Origin of the sequence: Rathayibacter sp. AY1E8 (genome assembly GCF_002931415.1) — a bacterium.
GTDB lineage: Bacteria > Actinomycetota > Actinomycetes > Actinomycetales > Microbacteriaceae > Rathayibacter.
Genome location: NZ_PSVI01000009.1, coordinates 1 through 15,685, shown reverse-complemented (window position 1 = coordinate 15,685; position 15,685 = coordinate 1). Strand labels below are relative to the sequence as shown.

The following is a 15,685-nucleotide window of genomic DNA, read 5'->3' as shown; positions in this document are numbered from 1 at the left end:
AAGACCGATGAAGACCCTCATCACCGGCGGGACGGTCGTCAACGCGACCGGCACCGGAGCCGCAGACGTCCTGATCGACGGCGAGACCATCGCCGCCGTCCTCGCCCCCGGCTCCACGCTGCTGGGCTTCGACCTGGCGGCCCACGTCGACCGGGTGATCGACGCGCGCGGCAAGTACGTCATCCCGGGCGGGATCGACGCGCACACGCACATGGAGATGCCGTTCGGCGGCACCTCCGCCTCGGACACCTTCGAGACCGGCACGCGCGCCGCGGCCTGGGGCGGCACGACGTCGATCGTCGACTTCGTGGTGCAGTACCCGGGCGAGAGCGTCGTCGACCGGTTCCAGGCGTGGCAGGAGAAGGCGGCCGGCAACTGCGCGATCGACTACGGCTTCCACCAGATCCTCTCGGACGTGCAGGACTCCTCGCTCGTCGCGATGGACGAGCTGATGCGCGAGGGGGTGACCAGCTTCAAGCTGTTCATGGCCTACAAGGGCGTGTTCCTCTCGGACGACGGGCAGATCCTCCGGGCGTTCCAGAAGGGCGCGGAGAACGGCGCGATGATGATGATGCACGCCGAGAACGGCGCCCTCATCGACGAACTGGTGAAGCAGACCCTCGCCGCCGGGAACACCGCGCCGTACTTCCACGGCACCTCTCGCCCCTGGCAGGCGGAGGAGGAGGCGACGCACCGGGCGATCATGATCGCCGACCTCACCGGCGCGCCGCTGTACGTGGTGCACGTCTCCGCGAAGCAGGCGGTGGAGCAGATCGCGCAGGCCCGCGACCGCGGCATGAACGTCTTCGGCGAGACCTGCCCGCAGTACCTCTACCTCTCGCTCGAGGAGCAGCTCGGCGCGCCGGGCTTCGAGGGCGCGAAGTGGGTGTGCTCCACGCCGCTGCGCTCGAAGGCGGAGGGGCATCAGCACCACATGTGGCAGTCGCTGCGCACCAACGACATCCAGATGGTCTCGACCGATCACTGCCCCTTCTGCATGAAGGGCCAGAAGGACATGGGGATCGGCGACTTCTCGAAGATCCCCAACGGCATCGGCTCGGTGGAGCACCGGATGGACCTGATGTACCAGGGCGTGGTGTCGGGGCAGATCTCCCTGCCGCGCTGGGTCGAGCTCACCTCGACCACCCCGGCGCGGATGTTCGGGATGTACGGGAGGAAGGGCGTCATCCAGCCCGGGGCCGACGGCGACGTCGTCGTCTACGACCCGAGCGGGCACACCTCGATCGGGATCGGCGAGGGCCGAAGCCACCACATGAACATGGACTACTCGGCCTGGGAGGGCTTCGAGATCGACGGCCACGTCGACACGGTGATCTCCCGCGGCAGGGTCGTCGTCGACGACGGCTCCTACGTCGGCACGAAGGGCGACGGGGCGTACATCCCGCGCGGTCTGAGCCAGTACCTGATCTGAGCCGGCACCCGATCCGAGCCAGCACCTGATCGAGCAGAAGGAACCCCATGGACTTCGGAGTCGTCCTCCAGACCAACCCGCCCGCCTCGCGCACCGTCGCGCTCGCCGTCCTCGCGGAGACGCACGGCTTCGACTACGCGTGGACCTTCGACTCGCACCTGCTCTGGCAGGAGCCCTACGTGATCTACTCGCAGATCCTCGAGAGGACGCACCGGATCACGGTCGGCCCGATGGTCACCAACCCCGCCACGCGCGACTGGACGGTCATCGCCTCGCTGCACGCGACGCTCAACGAGATGTACGGGAACCGCACGGTGTGCGGGATCGGACGCGGCGACTCGGCGGTGAGGGTGACCGGAGGAGCTCCGACGACGCTCAAGACGCTGCGGGAGTCGATCCACGTCATCCGCGAGCTCGCCAACAGCCGTCCGGTCGAGTACAACGGCCAGACGCTGCAGTTCCCGTGGAGCCGGGGCTCGTCCCTGGAGATGTGGGTGGCCGCCTACGGCCCGCTCGCCCTGAAGCTCGCGGGCGAGGTCGGCGACGGCTTCATCCTGCAGCTGGCCGATGTGGACATCGCGCGCTGGATGATCGGCGCCGTCAAGGAGGCGGCGGCGAACGCCGGCCGGGATCCCGAGTCGCTGCAGTTCTGCGTCGCGGCGCCGATGTACATCGGCACCGACCGGGAGCACATGCGCGACCAGTGCCGCTGGTTCGGCGGGATGGTCGGCAACCACGTGGCCGACATCGTGGGCCGCTACGGCGCCTCCGGAGCGGTGCCGCAGGCGCTGACGGACTACATCGCCGGGCGCGAGGGCTACGACTACAACGAGCACGGCCGCGCGGGCAACAGCCACACCGCCTTCGTGCCGGACGAGATCGTGGAGCGCTTCTGCGTGCTGGGCACGGCGGACGAGCACGTCGAGAAGCTCCGGGCGCTCGCCGACATCGGCGTGACGCAGTTCGCGGGCTACCTCCAGCACGACAACAAGGAGGAGACGCTGCGCGTGTACGGCGAGCGGATCATCCCGGAGCTGCGCGAGCACATCGTGGCCCGCGCATGAGACCGGCCCTCGCGCGCGGGCTCGTGCTCGGCGCCGCCGGGCTGCTCCTGCTCGCGCTGGTGTGGGAGGGCTGGAAGGTGCTCGGGCCCGAGGCCGGGGTGGTCGTCGGAGGAGTCACGGTGCTCCCGCGCACGAGCGCCATCGCGATGCCCCACCTCTGGGAGATCGCGGCCCGGCTCGGCGAGCCGGTCACCGGAGCGCGGAACGCCCCGGCGCTCTGGTCGGCCGTCCTGGGGGCGAGCGCCTTCTCGCTCGGGATCGCCGCGGTCGGCTGGGTCGTCGGCACGGTCGTGGGGCTGCTCCTGGCTCTCCTGATGCAGCGGTTCCGCACGGCGGAGTCGGCGGTGCTGCCCTGGATCGTGCTGAGCCAGACGGTGCCCCTGATCGCGATCGCCCCACTGGTGCGGCGCTGGGGGTCGCAGCTCGAGCTCGGACCGGTGACTTGGGAGAACTGGATGTCGGTGGCCCTGATCGCCTCCTACCTCGCGTTCTTCCCCGTCTCGATCGGGGCGCTCCGCGGGCTCGGCTCGCCGACGGCCCACCAGGTCGAGCTGATGCACGTCTACGGCGTCGGCTGGTGGAAGACGCTGGTGCGCCTGAGGCTGCCGGCGAGCGTGCCCTACCTGCTGCCGGCCCTCCGGCTCGGAGCGGTCAGCGCCGTCGTCGGCACGATCGTCGCCGAGGTCTCGATCGGCCTGCGCGGCGGGATCGGCCGCATGATCATCGAGTTCGCCTCCGCTGCCGGAGGCGACCCCGCCAAGCCCTGGGCGCCGATCCTCGGGGCGGTGCTGGTGGGCCTCGCGGCCGCCGGCGCCGTCGCTCTGCTCGGCACCCTCCTCCGTCCGTACCGCCGAGGGGAGCAGCCCGCATGAGCCCTGCAGGATCCGCGGTCGTCGTCGACTCCGTCACGAGGACCTTCACCACCGCCCGCGCCGCGAGCGTCACGGCGCTCCAGGACGTCTCGCTCGAGGTGGCCGCGGGGGAGTTCGTCTCGCTGATCGGCCCGTCCGGCTGCGGCAAGTCGACGCTGCTGCGGCTGATCGCCGACCTCGACGAGCCGGACTCCGGCTCGATCGCGGTGTTCGGCAAGACGGCCCGGCAGGCGAGGCTCGACCAGGACTACGGGATCGCGTTCCAGCAGGCGGGCCTCCTGCCGTGGCGCACGATCCGGGCGAACATCGCCCTGCCGCTGGAGCTGCACGGCGTCGCCGCGACCGCCCGGCGCTCGCGCGTCGACGAGCTGCTGGCACTGGTCGGGCTCGGCGACTTCGCCGACTCCTACCCGGACCAGCTCTCCGGCGGGATGCAGCAGCGCGTCGCCATCGCGCGGGCGCTCGCCGAGAGCCCGCGCCTGCTCCTCATGGACGAGCCGTTCGGGGCGCTCGACGAGATGACCCGCGAGCGGATGCAGACGGAGCTGCTGCGGATCCGGCGCGAGACCGGCGCCGCCGTCGTCTTCGTCACCCACTCGATCCCGGAGGCGGTGTTCCTCTCGGACCGCGTCGTGGTGATGTCGCCGCGGCCGGGCAGGATCCGCGACGTCCTCCCGGTCGGACTCGCCGGAGCATCCGAGCGCGACGCGGCGGTCAGGGAGGACACGGCGTTCTTCCGCGACGTGAGCGCCGTGCGCGAGCTGCTGCACGGCGATCCCGCCGCCGTGCCGCGCGGAGTGGAGAGCCGGTGAGCACGACGGCGCTGGCGCGCAGCGTGCTCGCGCCGGTCGTGCTCGGGATCGCCGCGGTCCTGCTCTGGCAGGCCGGGGTCACCGCTCTGGCGATCCAGCCGTTCGTGCTCCCGTCGCCGCTGGCGATCGGACGGGAGTTCGCCGCGAACCTCGGCTCCGTCGCCGAGGGCAGCGCGGTGACCGGCCGCAACGCGCTGGTCGGCCTGCTGGTCGGCGCGGTGCTGGCGGTCGTGGTCGCCGGACTCTCGGCGCTCGCGCGGGTGTTCGACGGACTGGTCGCGCCGATCGTGGCCGCGGCCGCTGTCGTGCCGATCGTCGCCCTCGCTCCGGTGCTCTACACGATGTTCGGAGCGAACGCCGAGACCGCGAGGCAGCTCGTCGCGGCGCTCGCCGTGTTCGTGCCGGTGTACGTGACGACGCTGCGCGGGCTGCGGCAGGCCGCTCCGGTGCACCGCGACCTGCTGAAGGCCTACGCGGCGACCCCCTGGCAGACCGCCCGCACGATCACGCTGCCGGGAGCAGTGCCCTACGTCTTCACGGGGCTCCGCATCGCCTCCTCGCTCGCGGTGATCTCGGCGCTGGTCGCCGAGTACTTCGGCGGACCCGTGGGCGGGCTCGGCAAGTCGATCACGACGGCGGCCTCGGGCAGCGACTACGCGCTCGCCTACGCCTACGTCCTGGGCGCTGTGCTCGTCGGCCTCGCGTTCTACTGCGTGACGGCCGCGCTCGAGGCGTTCGCGCTGCGCCGCAGCCGGCTGCGCTGAGCGCGGCGCCGCGCGTCCCCGCACCCTCCTCGATCCTCCCGATTCCCGACTCCACCCGACGCACCATCCGCACCGCCCGCATCATCAGCGCCACCTGCACCACAGCGCCACCTGCACCACAGCACCACCTGCACCGCCGCACCACGGGGCGCGCCGCACCGGCGACCCCGCAGACCGCACCAGGAGGACCCGTGACCAGACGCACCCGCATCACCCTGACGACGACCGCCGCCTTCGCGGCCGTGGGCCTCGCGCTCACCGGCTGCAGCGCCTCCGGCGGCTCCGAGTCGGGGTCGGATTCCGGCTCCGGCGGCCTCACGCCGGTCATCCTGCAGCTGCAGTGGGTGGCCCAGGCGCAGTTCGCCGGGTACTACGCCGCGCTCGACCAGGGCTACTACGAGGACGAGGGCCTCGACGTGACGATCGCCGAGGGAGGCGGCGACATCGTCCCTCAGGACGTGCTCGCCTCGGGCGACGCGGACTACGCGATCTCCTGGGTGCCCAAGGTCCTCGGCTCGATCGAGCAGGGGGCCGGGATCACCGACGTCGCGCAGATCTTCGAGCGCAGCGCCACCACGCAGATCTCCTTCAAGGACAAGGGGATCACCTCGCCGGCCGACCTGGCCGGGAAGAGCGTGGGCAGCTGGGGCTACGGCAACGAGTGGGAGCTGTTCGCCGGCATGCAGAAGGACGGCGTCTCCCTCGACGACATCTCGCTGGTGCAGCAGCAGTTCGACATGAACGGCTTCCTCGCGGGCGACATCGACGCGGCCCAGGCGATGACCTACAACGAGTACGCCCAGGTCCTGGAGACCGTGAATCCCGCCACAGGCGAGCTGTACCAGCCGGACGATCTGAACGTCATCAGCTGGAACGACGTGGGCACCGCGATGCTCCAGGACGCGATCTGGGCGGACGCGGGCAGGCTCGCCGACGACGACGCGTACGCCGAGCAGACGGTCGCCTTCATCAAGGCCTCGATCAAGGGCTGGATCTTCGCGAAGGACGATCCGCAGGCGGCGGCCGACATCGTCACCGCGGCCGGATCCACCCTCGGCACCAGCCACCAGCTCTGGATGACCAACGAGGTCAACAAGCTGATCTGGCCCTCGACGAGCGGCGTCGGGATGATCGACGAGGCCGCGTGGCAGCAGACGGTCGACATCGCGAAGGAGACGGAGAACGAGACGGGGGCGACGATCATCAGCGCGGACCCGCCCGCCACCGCCTACTCGAACGAGTACGTCGAGGAGGCGCTCGCGGAGCTCGCCGACGAGGGAGTGGACACGAGCGGTGCCGACTACGCGCCGATCGACGTGACGCTGGAGGCCGGCGGCGCCTGAGCCCGGACTCCGCCCCTCCCGGCTTCTCCCGGCCCCTCCGGCCCCGGAGGGGGCCGGGAGGGGTAGGCTGGACCCTCGTGACTACTTTCAAGAAGACGCCGTTCACCGTGAACGTGCGCGACCTCGTGAGGCGACCGGGCGAGATGCGTGAGCACCGCCTCGAGCTCGAGGCGCCGGAGCAGTTCGGCGAGGGGATCGTCGCGGTCCGCAAGGGATCGGCCGTCGATCTCGACGTCCGACTCGAGTCCGTGCACGAGGGGATCCTGGCCAGTGTCGAGGTGTCGGCGAGGGCCGACGGCGAGTGCAGCCGGTGCCTGACCGACATCTCCCTGCCTGTCGATGTCGAGTTCCAGGAACTTTTCGCGTACTCTTCTGACGAAGCTTTCGACTATGAGGTTCACGACGACCACGTGGATCTTGAACCTCTGGTCAGGGATGCGGTGGTTCTGTCGCTGCCGTTCCAGCCGGTCTGCCGGCCGGACTGTCCGGGCCTCGACCCCGTCACGGGGGAGCGGCTGGCCGATTCCTCCACGCCCGAACCCGAGGCGCCGCGCGACTCCCGGTGGGCCGCGCTCGCAGGGTTGAGCGAGGGGGACGGCGGGGCCGCAGCGCCCGGAGCTTCCACCGACAGAGCTTCCGCAGACAGCGGTGAGGGCGCGACCGCCCGCACCGAATCCGACTAGAGGTAGAGAAGAGAGAATCATGGCTGTTCCCAAGAGGAAGAAGTCCCGCGCGAACACCCACGCCCGTCGTTCGCAGTGGAAGGCCGAGGTCCCCACCCTCGTCAAGACCATCGAGAACGGCAAGGTCGTCTACAGCCTTCCCCACCGCGCCAAGGTCGTCGAGGACTCCGCGGGCACCGCGCTGTTCCTCGAGTACAAGGGCCGCAAGGTCGCCGACGTCTGATCCCGCTCCTGGTCCGCACGGCGCGGGGCGCACCGCCTCTCGACGAACGGACCGCGGTCCATGGTGAACCAGACCTCCGCACGACCCTCCAGCGACGACCGGTCGCGTCTGGAGGCCACGCTCGGCGTGAGCCTCGACGGTGAGCTCTTCGAGCTCGCCCTGACGCACCGGTCGTTCGCTTTCGAGCACGGCGGCATCCCGCACAACGAGCGCCTCGAGTTCCTCGGCGACTCGATCCTCGGGCAGGCCGTGACCGTCATGCTCTACACCGAGTACCCCGCCCTCAGCGAGGGCGACCTGGCCAAGCGCCGGGCGAGCCTGGTCTCGACCGTCGCGCTCGCCGAGATCGCCCGCGGCATCGGCCTGGGCGAGTTCCTCCGCCTCGGACGCGGCGAGGAGCTGACCGGCGGCCGCGACAAGGCGTCGATCCTCGCCGACACCGTCGAGGCCATCATCGGCGCCGTCTACCTGGGCACCGGGCCCGACGCGGCCCGCGACCTGGTGCTGCGCCTGATCGCCCCTCTGCGGGCCGATCCGCTCCGCTTCGGCGTCTCGATGGATCCGAAGACGAGCTTGCAGGAGGCGGCCGCCGAGCGCGGTGCGCCGGCCCCGCGCTACGAGATCGCCGCCACCGGCCCCGACCACAACAAGGTGTTCGTCGCCACCGTGATCGTCGGCGGACTCGTCACGGCCCGCGGCGAGGGGACGAGCAAGAAGGCGGCCGAGATGGCCGCCGCGCTCGACGCGTGGACGCGTCTGGCGGCCCCCGGCGCACCCGCCGCTCCCGCGGTCTCGGACTGACCGTGCCCGAGCTGCCCGAGGTCGAGGTGGTGCGGGCGGGTCTCGCTCCCGCGGTCACCGGCTCGCTGGTGACCGGCGTCGAGATCGTCGACGAGCGCTCGCTGAAGCGGCACGTGCATCCGCACGGGACCTTCGAGCGCCTGCTCGTCGGGCGCCGGCTCGAAGCGGCGGTGCGGCGCGGGAAGTTCCTCTGGCTGCCCGCGGGCCGCGACGAAGCGCTGCTGGTGCACCTCGGCATGAGCGGCCAGGTGCTGCTGCGCACGGCGGATGCGGCGCTGCCGCGGCTGGCGCGCATCCGGATCGGGATCGAGCACCCCGAGCACGGCGAGCTCGCCCTGCACTTCGTCGACCAGCGGATCTTCGGCTCGATGGCGGTCGACGCTCTGGTGCCGACCCCGGACGGAGCGCCGGGCGGCTACGCGGGCGAGGAGGTCCGCGGAGGCGGCTGGCTGCGCGCCGTGCCCTCGCAGGTCGCGCACATCGCCCGCGATCCGCTCGACCCCTCCTTCGACCTGGGCTCGGTCGTCGCGTCGCTGGCGAGGAGGAGCAGCGGGATCAAGCGGGCGCTGCTCGACCAGACGCTCGTGAGCGGCATCGGGAACATCTACGCGGACGAGTCGCTGTGGGCGGCGGAGCTGCACCCGGAGCGGCCGAGCTCGTCGCTCGGCGAGGCGCGCATCCGCCGCCTCTTCGCCGAGGTGCGCTCGGTGCTCGAACGGGCGCTGGCCGAGGGCGGCACCAGCTTCGATGCGCAGTACGTGAACGTGAACGGTGCCTCCGGCTACTTCTCGCACAGCCTGCATGCCTACGGGCAGACGGGGAAGCCCTGCGCCCGGTGCGGCGCGGCGATCGTGCGGGTGCCGTTCATGAACCGCTCCTCGCACCTCTGCCCGCACTGCCAGCAACTGCCGCGCTGACGCGCCGGGAGGCGCCGCCTCAGGCGGCGGCGTCGGCGGGCGCCGGAGCGTACCGGGAGTGGACGACGAGCTCGCCCAGCAGCGTCGCGACGAGCGTGATGACGGCGGCGATCGCGAGGCCGAGCCAGAGCCCGACCAGCAGGGCGAGCGCGCCAACTCCGGCACCCGCGGCGATCAGGACGATCGCGGCCGCGCGGCGGAACCACGGCTGACCGGAGCCTCCCGCCAGACGGGAGTCCGCGGCGAGGCCGGTGATCGTCGAGGTGACGACGACCGTCGTGACGTCCTTGACAGCGAGGTGGCGGGCGGTCGCGGCCTGGAGGCCCATCGCCCCGCCCAGCACGCCGGTAACGGTGAAGGCGAGCGGCTCGGGGTGCTCGGGCACGACCGCGAGCACGATCGCCAGGACGCCGAGCAGGATGCCGACCACCGCGAAGAGCCAGGTCGAGCGCGAGGTCCAGCCCTTCTTCACCGGGCGGAGCACCCGGCCGCCGATCACGGCGCCGATCATGAAGGCGCCCAGCGCGATCAGGGGCCCGACCACGGGCAGGTCGGCCGCGCCGGAGAGGGCCATGCCGAGGATGACGACGTTGCCGGTCATGTTGCCGGCGAAGACGCGGTCGAGCCCGAGGTACCCGACGGCGTCGATGATGCCGGTCGAGAAGGTGAGGGCGAGCATCAGGCCGAGGGTCGCGCCCTCGGAGCGGGTGCGCAGGCGTCGGAACACGGGAGTCCTGTCGTCGGGGGCGGGTCTGGAGAATCGTGGCACACGCGTGCACATGCTCGAAACACGGCGCGGTTAGGGTCGGACGGCGCGGACGGGCCGCGCGGGAGGCGGACGCGCATGCGGTGGACGGAGTGGGCGGTGCAGCCCGGTGAGGGAGTGCCGCCGGGGGTGGACTACCTGCCGGCCGAGCCGGGTTCGGTGCTGTGGGGGCGCCTGCCGTGCGCGGCGGACGTGTCCGTGCTCACCGTCGACTCGGGGGCCGAGGTCGTCATCGACACGCTCAGCCACGAGGGCGTGCTGGAGGATCAGGGCCGCGATCCGGTCGCCTTCTTCGGCCGCCACGGAGTCGCTCCGGAGGGGGTGCTGCGCGACGCGGTCGCGCTCGCCGCGGACGGGCCGTTCCGCGACGGCGAGACGGACGGGCCGCACGTGGTCACGGGGCCGATCGCCGTCCGGGGAGCGCTGCCGGGGGACCTGCTCCGGATGACCCTCCTCGAGGCCGAGCCGCGCGTGCCGTACGGAGTCGTCTCGAACCGGCACGGCCGCGGGGCGCTGCCGGGCGAGTACCCGCTGCAGGAGGGGCCGTTCAGCGTCTTCGCGCGCGTCGACGAGGACGCGCAGGGCGGTCTCCGCGGCGTGATCCCGCTGGTGCCGGGAGGAGAGCGGGCCGCCCGGTTCCCGCTCCGGCCGTTCCTCGGGATCATGGGCGTCGCCGTCGCAGGGGAGGAGCGCCCGCACTCCGTGCCGCCCGGTGCGCACGGGGGCAACATCGACATCGCACTGCTGACCGCCGGAACCAGCCTCTACCTTCCCGTGCAGGTCCCGGGCGCGCTCGCGTACGTCGGCGATCCCCACTTCGCGCAGGGCGACGGCGAGGTGGCGCTGACGGCGATGGAGGCGAGCCTGCGCGTCCGGGTGCGCCTGGAGGTCGTCCCGCGCGCCGAGGCGATCGCGGCGTTCGGGGAGATGCTCGGGCCGATGGGGGAGACCGGCGAGTTCCTCGTGCCCACCGGGATGGACGAGGACCTGGACGTCGCCGTGCAGAAGTGCGTCCGCGCGGCCATCGCGCTGCTGGCGGCCCGCTACGGGATGGACCCGGCTCACGCCTACGCCTACCTCAGCGCGGCGACCGACTTCGACATCTCGCAGGTCGTCGACCTGGTGAAGGGCGTGCACGCCCGCGTCCGGACGGCCGACTTCGATGACTGACCCGCGGGTGACGACGCTCGAGGGCGACCTGCCGGACGGGCTGGTGGACGCGGTCCTGGCGTACGAGGCGGCGCTCGGGGCTGACGACGTCGCGGCGCTCGCCGACGCGTTCGTGGACGCGCCGACGACGCTCCGGGGCGACGCCTCCGGACTGCTCGTCGGCCACGCGGTCATCACCGGCTTCCGGGGTCGTCGCGGCGGGGCGCCGGTGCGGGAGCTGGTCGAGCTGCACGTGCGGGCGGTCGATGCGGACACGGCGCTCGTGGTCAGCGTGAACGCTCCGGCCCGTGGCGGGCGCGGGCTCGTCACGCAGCTGTGGTCGCGCGAGGGCGGGACCTGGAGGGTGCGCGCCGCGCAGGTGCAGGCGCCCTCGCCCGCGCTGGACCCCCGCGTCTGGCGGGCCGTCGGCGCGCCGCTCGTGCCGGCCGCCGGCTCCGGGACCCTCGACGGACTGGACGTCGCGGTCAAGGACCTCTTCGCGATCGAGGGCCAGCGGATCGGCGCGGGAGTGCCGGCCCGCCTCGCTTCCGCGCCGATCGAGGCGGCGACCGCTCCGGCCGTCGCGCAGCTGCTCGCAGCGGGAGCGTCGGTGCGCGGGATCGCTCAGACCGATGAGTTCGCCTACAGCATCGCCGGCCGGAACTCCGGCTACGGGACGCCGCCCAATCCGGCCGTGCCCGGAGCGATCCCGGGCGGATCGTCGAGCGGACCGGCGACCGCCGTGTCGCTCGGGCAGGCAGCCGTCGGGCTGGCGACCGACACCGCGGGATCGATCCGGGTACCCGCCTCCTACCAGGGCCTGTGGGGGCTGAGGACGACCCACGGTGCAGTGCCCGTCGAGGGGCTGCTGCCGCTGGCGCCGAGCTTCGACACCGTCGGGTGGCTCACGCGGGACCTCGGCACGCTGAGGCGGGTGGCCGAGGTCTGCCTGCCGTCCGGCCCGCCGGTGCGGAGTCTCGCGGTGGCGCCGGCACTGCTGGGCGGAGTGGACGCGGCCGTCCGGGCGGCGTTCGGATCGGCCGTCGGGAGGATGAGCACCGAGGAGGTCGAGCTGCCCCCCGTGGCGGAGATGCTCGAGGCGTTCCGGCTCGTGCAGGCGGCGGAGGCGTGGCGGTCGAGCGGCTCGTGGGTCGCGGCGCATCCGGGAGTGCTGGCGGCGGACGTGCAGGCGCGCTTCGACGCGGCCTCGCTCGTCGACGAGCAGACGGAGGCGGCCGCACGGGCGCGGGTCGCGGGGTTCCGGGAGGCGCTCGACCGTGCGCTCGAGGGGCGGGTGCTCCTCCTGCCGTCGACGTCGTCGGTGGCGCCGGCCCTCGATGCGTCGGCCGAGGCGATCGACGCGGCGCGGACGGCGACGCTCGGCCTGACCTGTGTCGCCGGGATCGGCGGGTATCCGGCGCTGTCGGTGCCGCGGTCGAGTGTCGGCGGCGCTCCGGTGGGGCTCTGCCTGGTGGGACCGCGGGGGTCGGATCTCGCACTGCTGGAGCTGGCCGGCATGCTCTGAGAGGGGCCACGCCCGGAGCTCGTTCTCTCCCTCGTCGCGAATCGAGGCGGAAGCCGTGACCCGCTCTCCCGCTCGCCGCCTCTCCCTCTCCCTCTCCCTCTCCCTCTCGCTCCGTCCCTCCGTCGCTCCGTCGCTCCGTCGCTCCGTCGCTCCGTCCCTCCGTCCCTCGTCGTGGATCCGAGGCGGAAGCTGCGCCGTCGTGGCCGAGTCGCTGCGCTGACCGCTGTCCTCGAGTGCGATCTCAGCGGTGAGCAGGGGCGCCGAGCCCGGAGGGTGGAACGAGCCCGGGTGCAGCGAGTGCGGGCTCGGTGGACCGGTTCGTCGGCGGGCGCGTCGGACGACCGTCTTCCACGGCTCGGCCCTCGGCTGAGACAGGCCGGTGGATCGGACCCGCGCGGCGCGAGCGGGCGTGCACGAGCACGCCCGCTGGAGCACGCGCTGGAGCATGCCCGCAGGAGCGCGGCTCCTTCCGCCGTCAGAACGGGGGCGGCGCATCGCTGAAGCTCGGCCTGCGCTGCGGCGGGGCTGGCGGCGCGGGCGGATCGGGTGGACGGGTGACCACGCGGCGGCCCGTGGGGGTGGTCCAGTCGGCCGATCCGTCGGGGTGGAGCGTGTAGGTCCAGCGGTCGCCGTGGCGGACGTGGTGGTGGGCGACGCAGAGCGACGCCAGGTTGTCGAGGGCGGTGGCGCCTCCGTGACGCCACTCGAGCGTGTGGTCGGCCTCGGCGGTCGCCGCGGGCCGGGTGCAGCCGGGGAAGCGGCATGTCCGGTCGCGCAGCTGGAGGGCGAGGCGCATCCGCGGGGGAGGGAGGCGGTGCGTGCGTCCGACGGAGACCACGGCGCCCGTGCTCGGATGGGTGAGCACCGGGGTGACGGCCGAGTCGGCTCCGAGGAGCTCGCGTGCGACGCCGGCCGGGATGAGGCCGTAGCCGTCCAGTTCCGCGGGGGTCTCGTCCTGCCCGGCCGCAGTGCTCGCGGCGAGGGTCAGACGCACCTCGGCCCGGATGCCGCGAGCGGACGTGCGCGGACGCTCGTCGCCCGGCGCCGTGCCGGACACGTCGCCGTCGCAGAGCAGGTCGACCAGGGCGTCGGCCCGCAGCTGCGCGAGCGTGCGCTTCTCCGCTGCACCGCTCCCGTCGCGGAGGGCGCGGGCGATCCGGTCGAGCCGCGCGAGCGCACCGAACGCTGCCGGAGCGGGGAGGGTCGCGCAGAGCGTGGCCATGCCGTCCTGCTCGGGCGAGACCCGGACCGACCGGTCCTCCCGAGCGCGGGCGTGCCGGTCGGCCAGAGGACTCTCGTGGAGTTCGTCCCGCAGCCGGGCGAGGCGTCGCCGCAGCTGGGTCGGCGTCATCGAGGCGGCCAGTCCCGCGGCGCGCTCGTCGAACTCCGGGAGGGTGGCCGGCGGCAGGGTGGCCGCGACTCCGCAGATGATCTGCCCCGCCTCCCAGCGCAACCGCGCCTCGGCCAGCGCGGCGCGCGTGCAGGGCAGGTGGTCGACCAGCAGGCGGGCGTGCTCGAGCTCGCGCGCGGCCACACGCTCGGACACGGCGAGTGCGACGGCGAGCTCGGCCCGGACCGAGCGCTCCACGAGGTCGCGCGACTCGGCGGGAGACCCGCCGCGCGCGAACGCCTTCGGGCGACGCAGAGCAGCCGTGTACGCCTCGTGCAGCGCCTCGGCGGAGGCGAGGTGGAGCGGAGCCGCCGAGCGGGCGAGCAGCGCCGCGCGGTCGCCGAGGGCGCGGACCTCCTCGAGTCCCTGCCGCATCCCATCCGCCATACCCGTATTGAACCAGCGACCACCGACACGCGGGCCGCAGGTGCGCCCGATCGGGAGGACCCGCTTCCGGAAGACGCCTGTGGAGGAGCTTCTGTCGAGAATCTCGACCCCCGCCACACCGCGAAACACCGGCGAAACGTCCGTCGCATAGGCTCTCCGGGTGAAACGACTGTTTCTCTCCCGTTCGTGAAGAGGTGGCCCATGACCGCGCCCGCACCGTTCCTCCCCGTCGATCCGCCGCCGCGCCTGCTGATGGGGCCGGGCCCGATCAACGCGGATCCGCGCGTCCTGCGTGCGATGTCGGCGCAGCTGGTCGGGCAGTACGACCCGTTCATGACGGCGACGATGACGGAGACGCAGGAGCTGTACCGGCAGGTGTTCCGCACCCGCAACGAGAAGACGATGCTCGTCGACGGCACGAGCCGTGCGGGCATCGAGGCGGCGCTGGTCTCGATGCTGGAGCCGGGCGACCGCGTGCTCGTGCCGGTCTTCGGGCGGTTCGGGCACCTCCTCCGGGAGATCGCGGAGCGCTGCGGCGCGGAGGTGCACGTGATCGAGGCCGAGTGGGGGCAGGTCTTCCCCGTCTCGGCGATCGCCGAGGCCCTGGCCCGGGTGAAGCCGAGGATGCTGGCCGTGGTCCACGGCGACACGTCGACCACCATGGCGCAGCCGCTGGAGGAGCTCGGCGCCCTCTGCGAGAAGCACGGCGCCCTCTTCTACACCGACGTCACCGCCTCCGTCGCGGGCAACGCCTTCGCGACCGACGAGCTCGGGCTCGACGCGGTCACCGCGGGGCTCCAGAAGTGCCTGGGCGGCCCGTCCGGATCGGCTCCCGTCACCTTCTCGGAGAAGGCCGTCGCGGTGATCGAGTCGCGCAAAAGCATCGAGGCGGGGATCCGCGACGAGGGCGACACTGTCAGCGCCCGCCGCGTCCGCTCCAACTACTTCGACCTCGGCATGATCTTCGACTACTGGGGGCCGCGCCGCCTCAACCACCACACCGAGGCGACCACGATGCTCTACGGCGCGCGCGAGTGCGCCCGCATCGTCGTCGAGGAGGGCCTGGACGAGACGGTCGCCCGCCACGCGCTGCACGGGTCGGCGATGCTCGCCGGAGTCCGCGGCCTCGATCTCGAGGTGTTCGGCGACGTCGGGCACAAGATGACGAACGTCGTCGCGGTGCGCATCCCGCAGGGCGTGAACGGTGACGCGGTGCGCGGGGAGATGCTCGCCGACTTCGGCATCGAGATCGGCACGTCCTTCGGGCCGCTGCACGGGAAGGTCTGGCGCATCGGCACGATGGGCTACAACGCCCGGACGGACGCGGTGCTGACCACCCTGGCGGCGCTGGAGGCGGTGCTGCGCCGCGCGGGCGCCTCCGTGCCGGTGGGCGGCGGAGTCGCGGGGGCCTACGAGGTCTACGGGGCGGCACGCGCATGACCGGCTCCACCACGGACCCCGCCACCACGACCGCGCCCCCCGCCGCCGCGATCATGGCCCGCTGCGACGAGCTCGCCGCGGTCTCCTCCAGCCGCGACGGCATCGAGCGGGTCTACC

At 72.7% G+C, this 15,685-nt stretch carries 15 protein-coding genes; 13 read left to right on the top strand and 2 right to left on the bottom strand.

Features of this window, described 5'->3' with window-relative positions:
* The first annotated feature begins 7 nt into the window (after positions 1 to 7).
* The 10 genes from hydA (at position 8) to mutM (ending at position 8,911) form a co-directional block, all read left to right on the top strand.
* A complete protein-coding gene (gene hydA, locus C5C74_RS04010) occupies positions 8 to 1,432 on the top strand; it encodes a dihydropyrimidinase (protein ID WP_104223477.1) in 1,425 nt (474 codons plus the stop codon).
* A 47-nt stretch (positions 1,433 to 1,479) separates the two neighbouring features.
* Complete coding sequence (locus C5C74_RS04005; RefSeq protein ID WP_104226663.1) at positions 1,480 to 2,496, top strand: TIGR03842 family LLM class F420-dependent oxidoreductase; 1,017 nt, start codon at positions 1,480 to 1,482, stop codon at positions 2,494 to 2,496.
* Entirely contained in the window at positions 2,493 to 3,368 is an 876-nt protein-coding gene (locus tag C5C74_RS04000) for an ABC transporter permease (RefSeq protein WP_104335055.1), read from the top strand. The genes C5C74_RS04005 and C5C74_RS04000 overlap by 4 nt, the downstream gene beginning before the upstream one ends.
* Positions 3,365 to 4,180: an ABC transporter ATP-binding protein gene (locus C5C74_RS03995; protein ID WP_104327926.1), complete on the top strand. Its 816-nt coding sequence runs from the start codon at positions 3,365 to 3,367 to the stop codon at positions 4,178 to 4,180. Before C5C74_RS04000 ends, C5C74_RS03995 begins: the two co-directional genes overlap by 4 nt.
* A complete protein-coding gene (locus C5C74_RS03990; protein WP_104308363.1) occupies positions 4,177 to 4,944 on the top strand; it encodes an ABC transporter permease in 768 nt (255 codons plus the stop codon). Before C5C74_RS03995 ends, C5C74_RS03990 begins: the two co-directional genes overlap by 4 nt.
* 191 nt (positions 4,945 to 5,135) lie before the next feature.
* A complete protein-coding gene (locus C5C74_RS03985) occupies positions 5,136 to 6,287 on the top strand; it encodes an ABC transporter substrate-binding protein (protein ID WP_258064090.1) in 1,152 nt (383 codons plus the stop codon).
* A 143-nt stretch (positions 6,288 to 6,430) separates the two neighbouring features.
* Positions 6,431 to 6,970, top strand: a complete 540-nt coding sequence (locus C5C74_RS03980) for a DUF177 domain-containing protein (protein WP_104226701.1) — start codon at positions 6,431 to 6,433, stop codon at positions 6,968 to 6,970.
* A 19-nt stretch (positions 6,971 to 6,989) separates the two neighbouring features.
* Positions 6,990 to 7,193, top strand: a complete 204-nt coding sequence (gene rpmF / locus C5C74_RS03975) for a 50S ribosomal protein L32 (RefSeq protein ID WP_104223482.1) — start codon at positions 6,990 to 6,992, stop codon at positions 7,191 to 7,193.
* A 60-nt stretch (positions 7,194 to 7,253) separates the two neighbouring features.
* On the top strand, positions 7,254 to 7,994 hold the full coding sequence (gene rnc, locus C5C74_RS03970; RefSeq protein ID WP_104250952.1) for a ribonuclease III: 741 nt from the start codon (positions 7,254 to 7,256) through the stop codon (positions 7,992 to 7,994).
* A 2-nt stretch (positions 7,995 to 7,996) separates the two neighbouring features.
* On the top strand, positions 7,997 to 8,911 hold the full coding sequence (mutM, locus tag C5C74_RS03965) for a bifunctional DNA-formamidopyrimidine glycosylase/DNA-(apurinic or apyrimidinic site) lyase (protein ID WP_104283536.1): 915 nt from the start codon (positions 7,997 to 7,999) through the stop codon (positions 8,909 to 8,911).
* Positions 8,912 to 8,930: 19 nt separating this feature from the next.
* Here mutM and C5C74_RS03960 read toward each other — a convergent pair whose 3' ends face one another.
* Positions 8,931 to 9,638 (bottom strand): YoaK family protein, encoded by a 708-nt coding sequence (locus C5C74_RS03960; RefSeq protein ID WP_308470741.1) that lies wholly within the window; start codon positions 9,636 to 9,638, stop codon positions 8,931 to 8,933.
* 117 nt (positions 9,639 to 9,755) lie between these two features.
* Between C5C74_RS03960 and C5C74_RS03955 the strand changes: the two genes are divergently transcribed.
* Together C5C74_RS03955 and C5C74_RS03950 are read left to right on the top strand one after the other, a co-directional pair.
* On the top strand, positions 9,756 to 10,847 hold the full coding sequence (locus C5C74_RS03955) for an acetamidase/formamidase family protein (protein ID WP_104351018.1): 1,092 nt from the start codon (positions 9,756 to 9,758) through the stop codon (positions 10,845 to 10,847).
* On the top strand, positions 10,840 to 12,351 hold the full coding sequence (locus tag C5C74_RS03950) for an AtzH-like domain-containing protein (RefSeq protein WP_104288501.1): 1,512 nt from the start codon (positions 10,840 to 10,842) through the stop codon (positions 12,349 to 12,351). The genes C5C74_RS03955 and C5C74_RS03950 overlap by 8 nt, the downstream gene beginning before the upstream one ends.
* A gap of 475 nt (positions 12,352 to 12,826) precedes the next feature.
* Here the strand turns inward: C5C74_RS03950 and C5C74_RS03945 are convergent, their stop codons facing one another.
* The gene (locus tag C5C74_RS03945) at positions 12,827 to 14,116 is read right to left on the bottom strand and encodes an HNH endonuclease signature motif containing protein (protein ID WP_104351017.1); all 1,290 of its coding nucleotides are present in this window, start codon (positions 14,114 to 14,116) and stop codon (positions 12,827 to 12,829) included.
* A 213-nt stretch (positions 14,117 to 14,329) separates the two neighbouring features.
* Between C5C74_RS03945 and C5C74_RS03940 the strand changes: the two genes are divergently transcribed.
* Positions 14,330 to 15,568 carry an alanine--glyoxylate aminotransferase family protein gene (locus C5C74_RS03940; RefSeq protein WP_258064089.1) on the top strand — a complete coding sequence of 413 codons (1,239 nt, stop codon included), beginning with the start codon at positions 14,330 to 14,332 and terminating at the stop codon, positions 15,566 to 15,568.
* Positions 15,569 to 15,685: the final 117 nt, after the last annotated feature.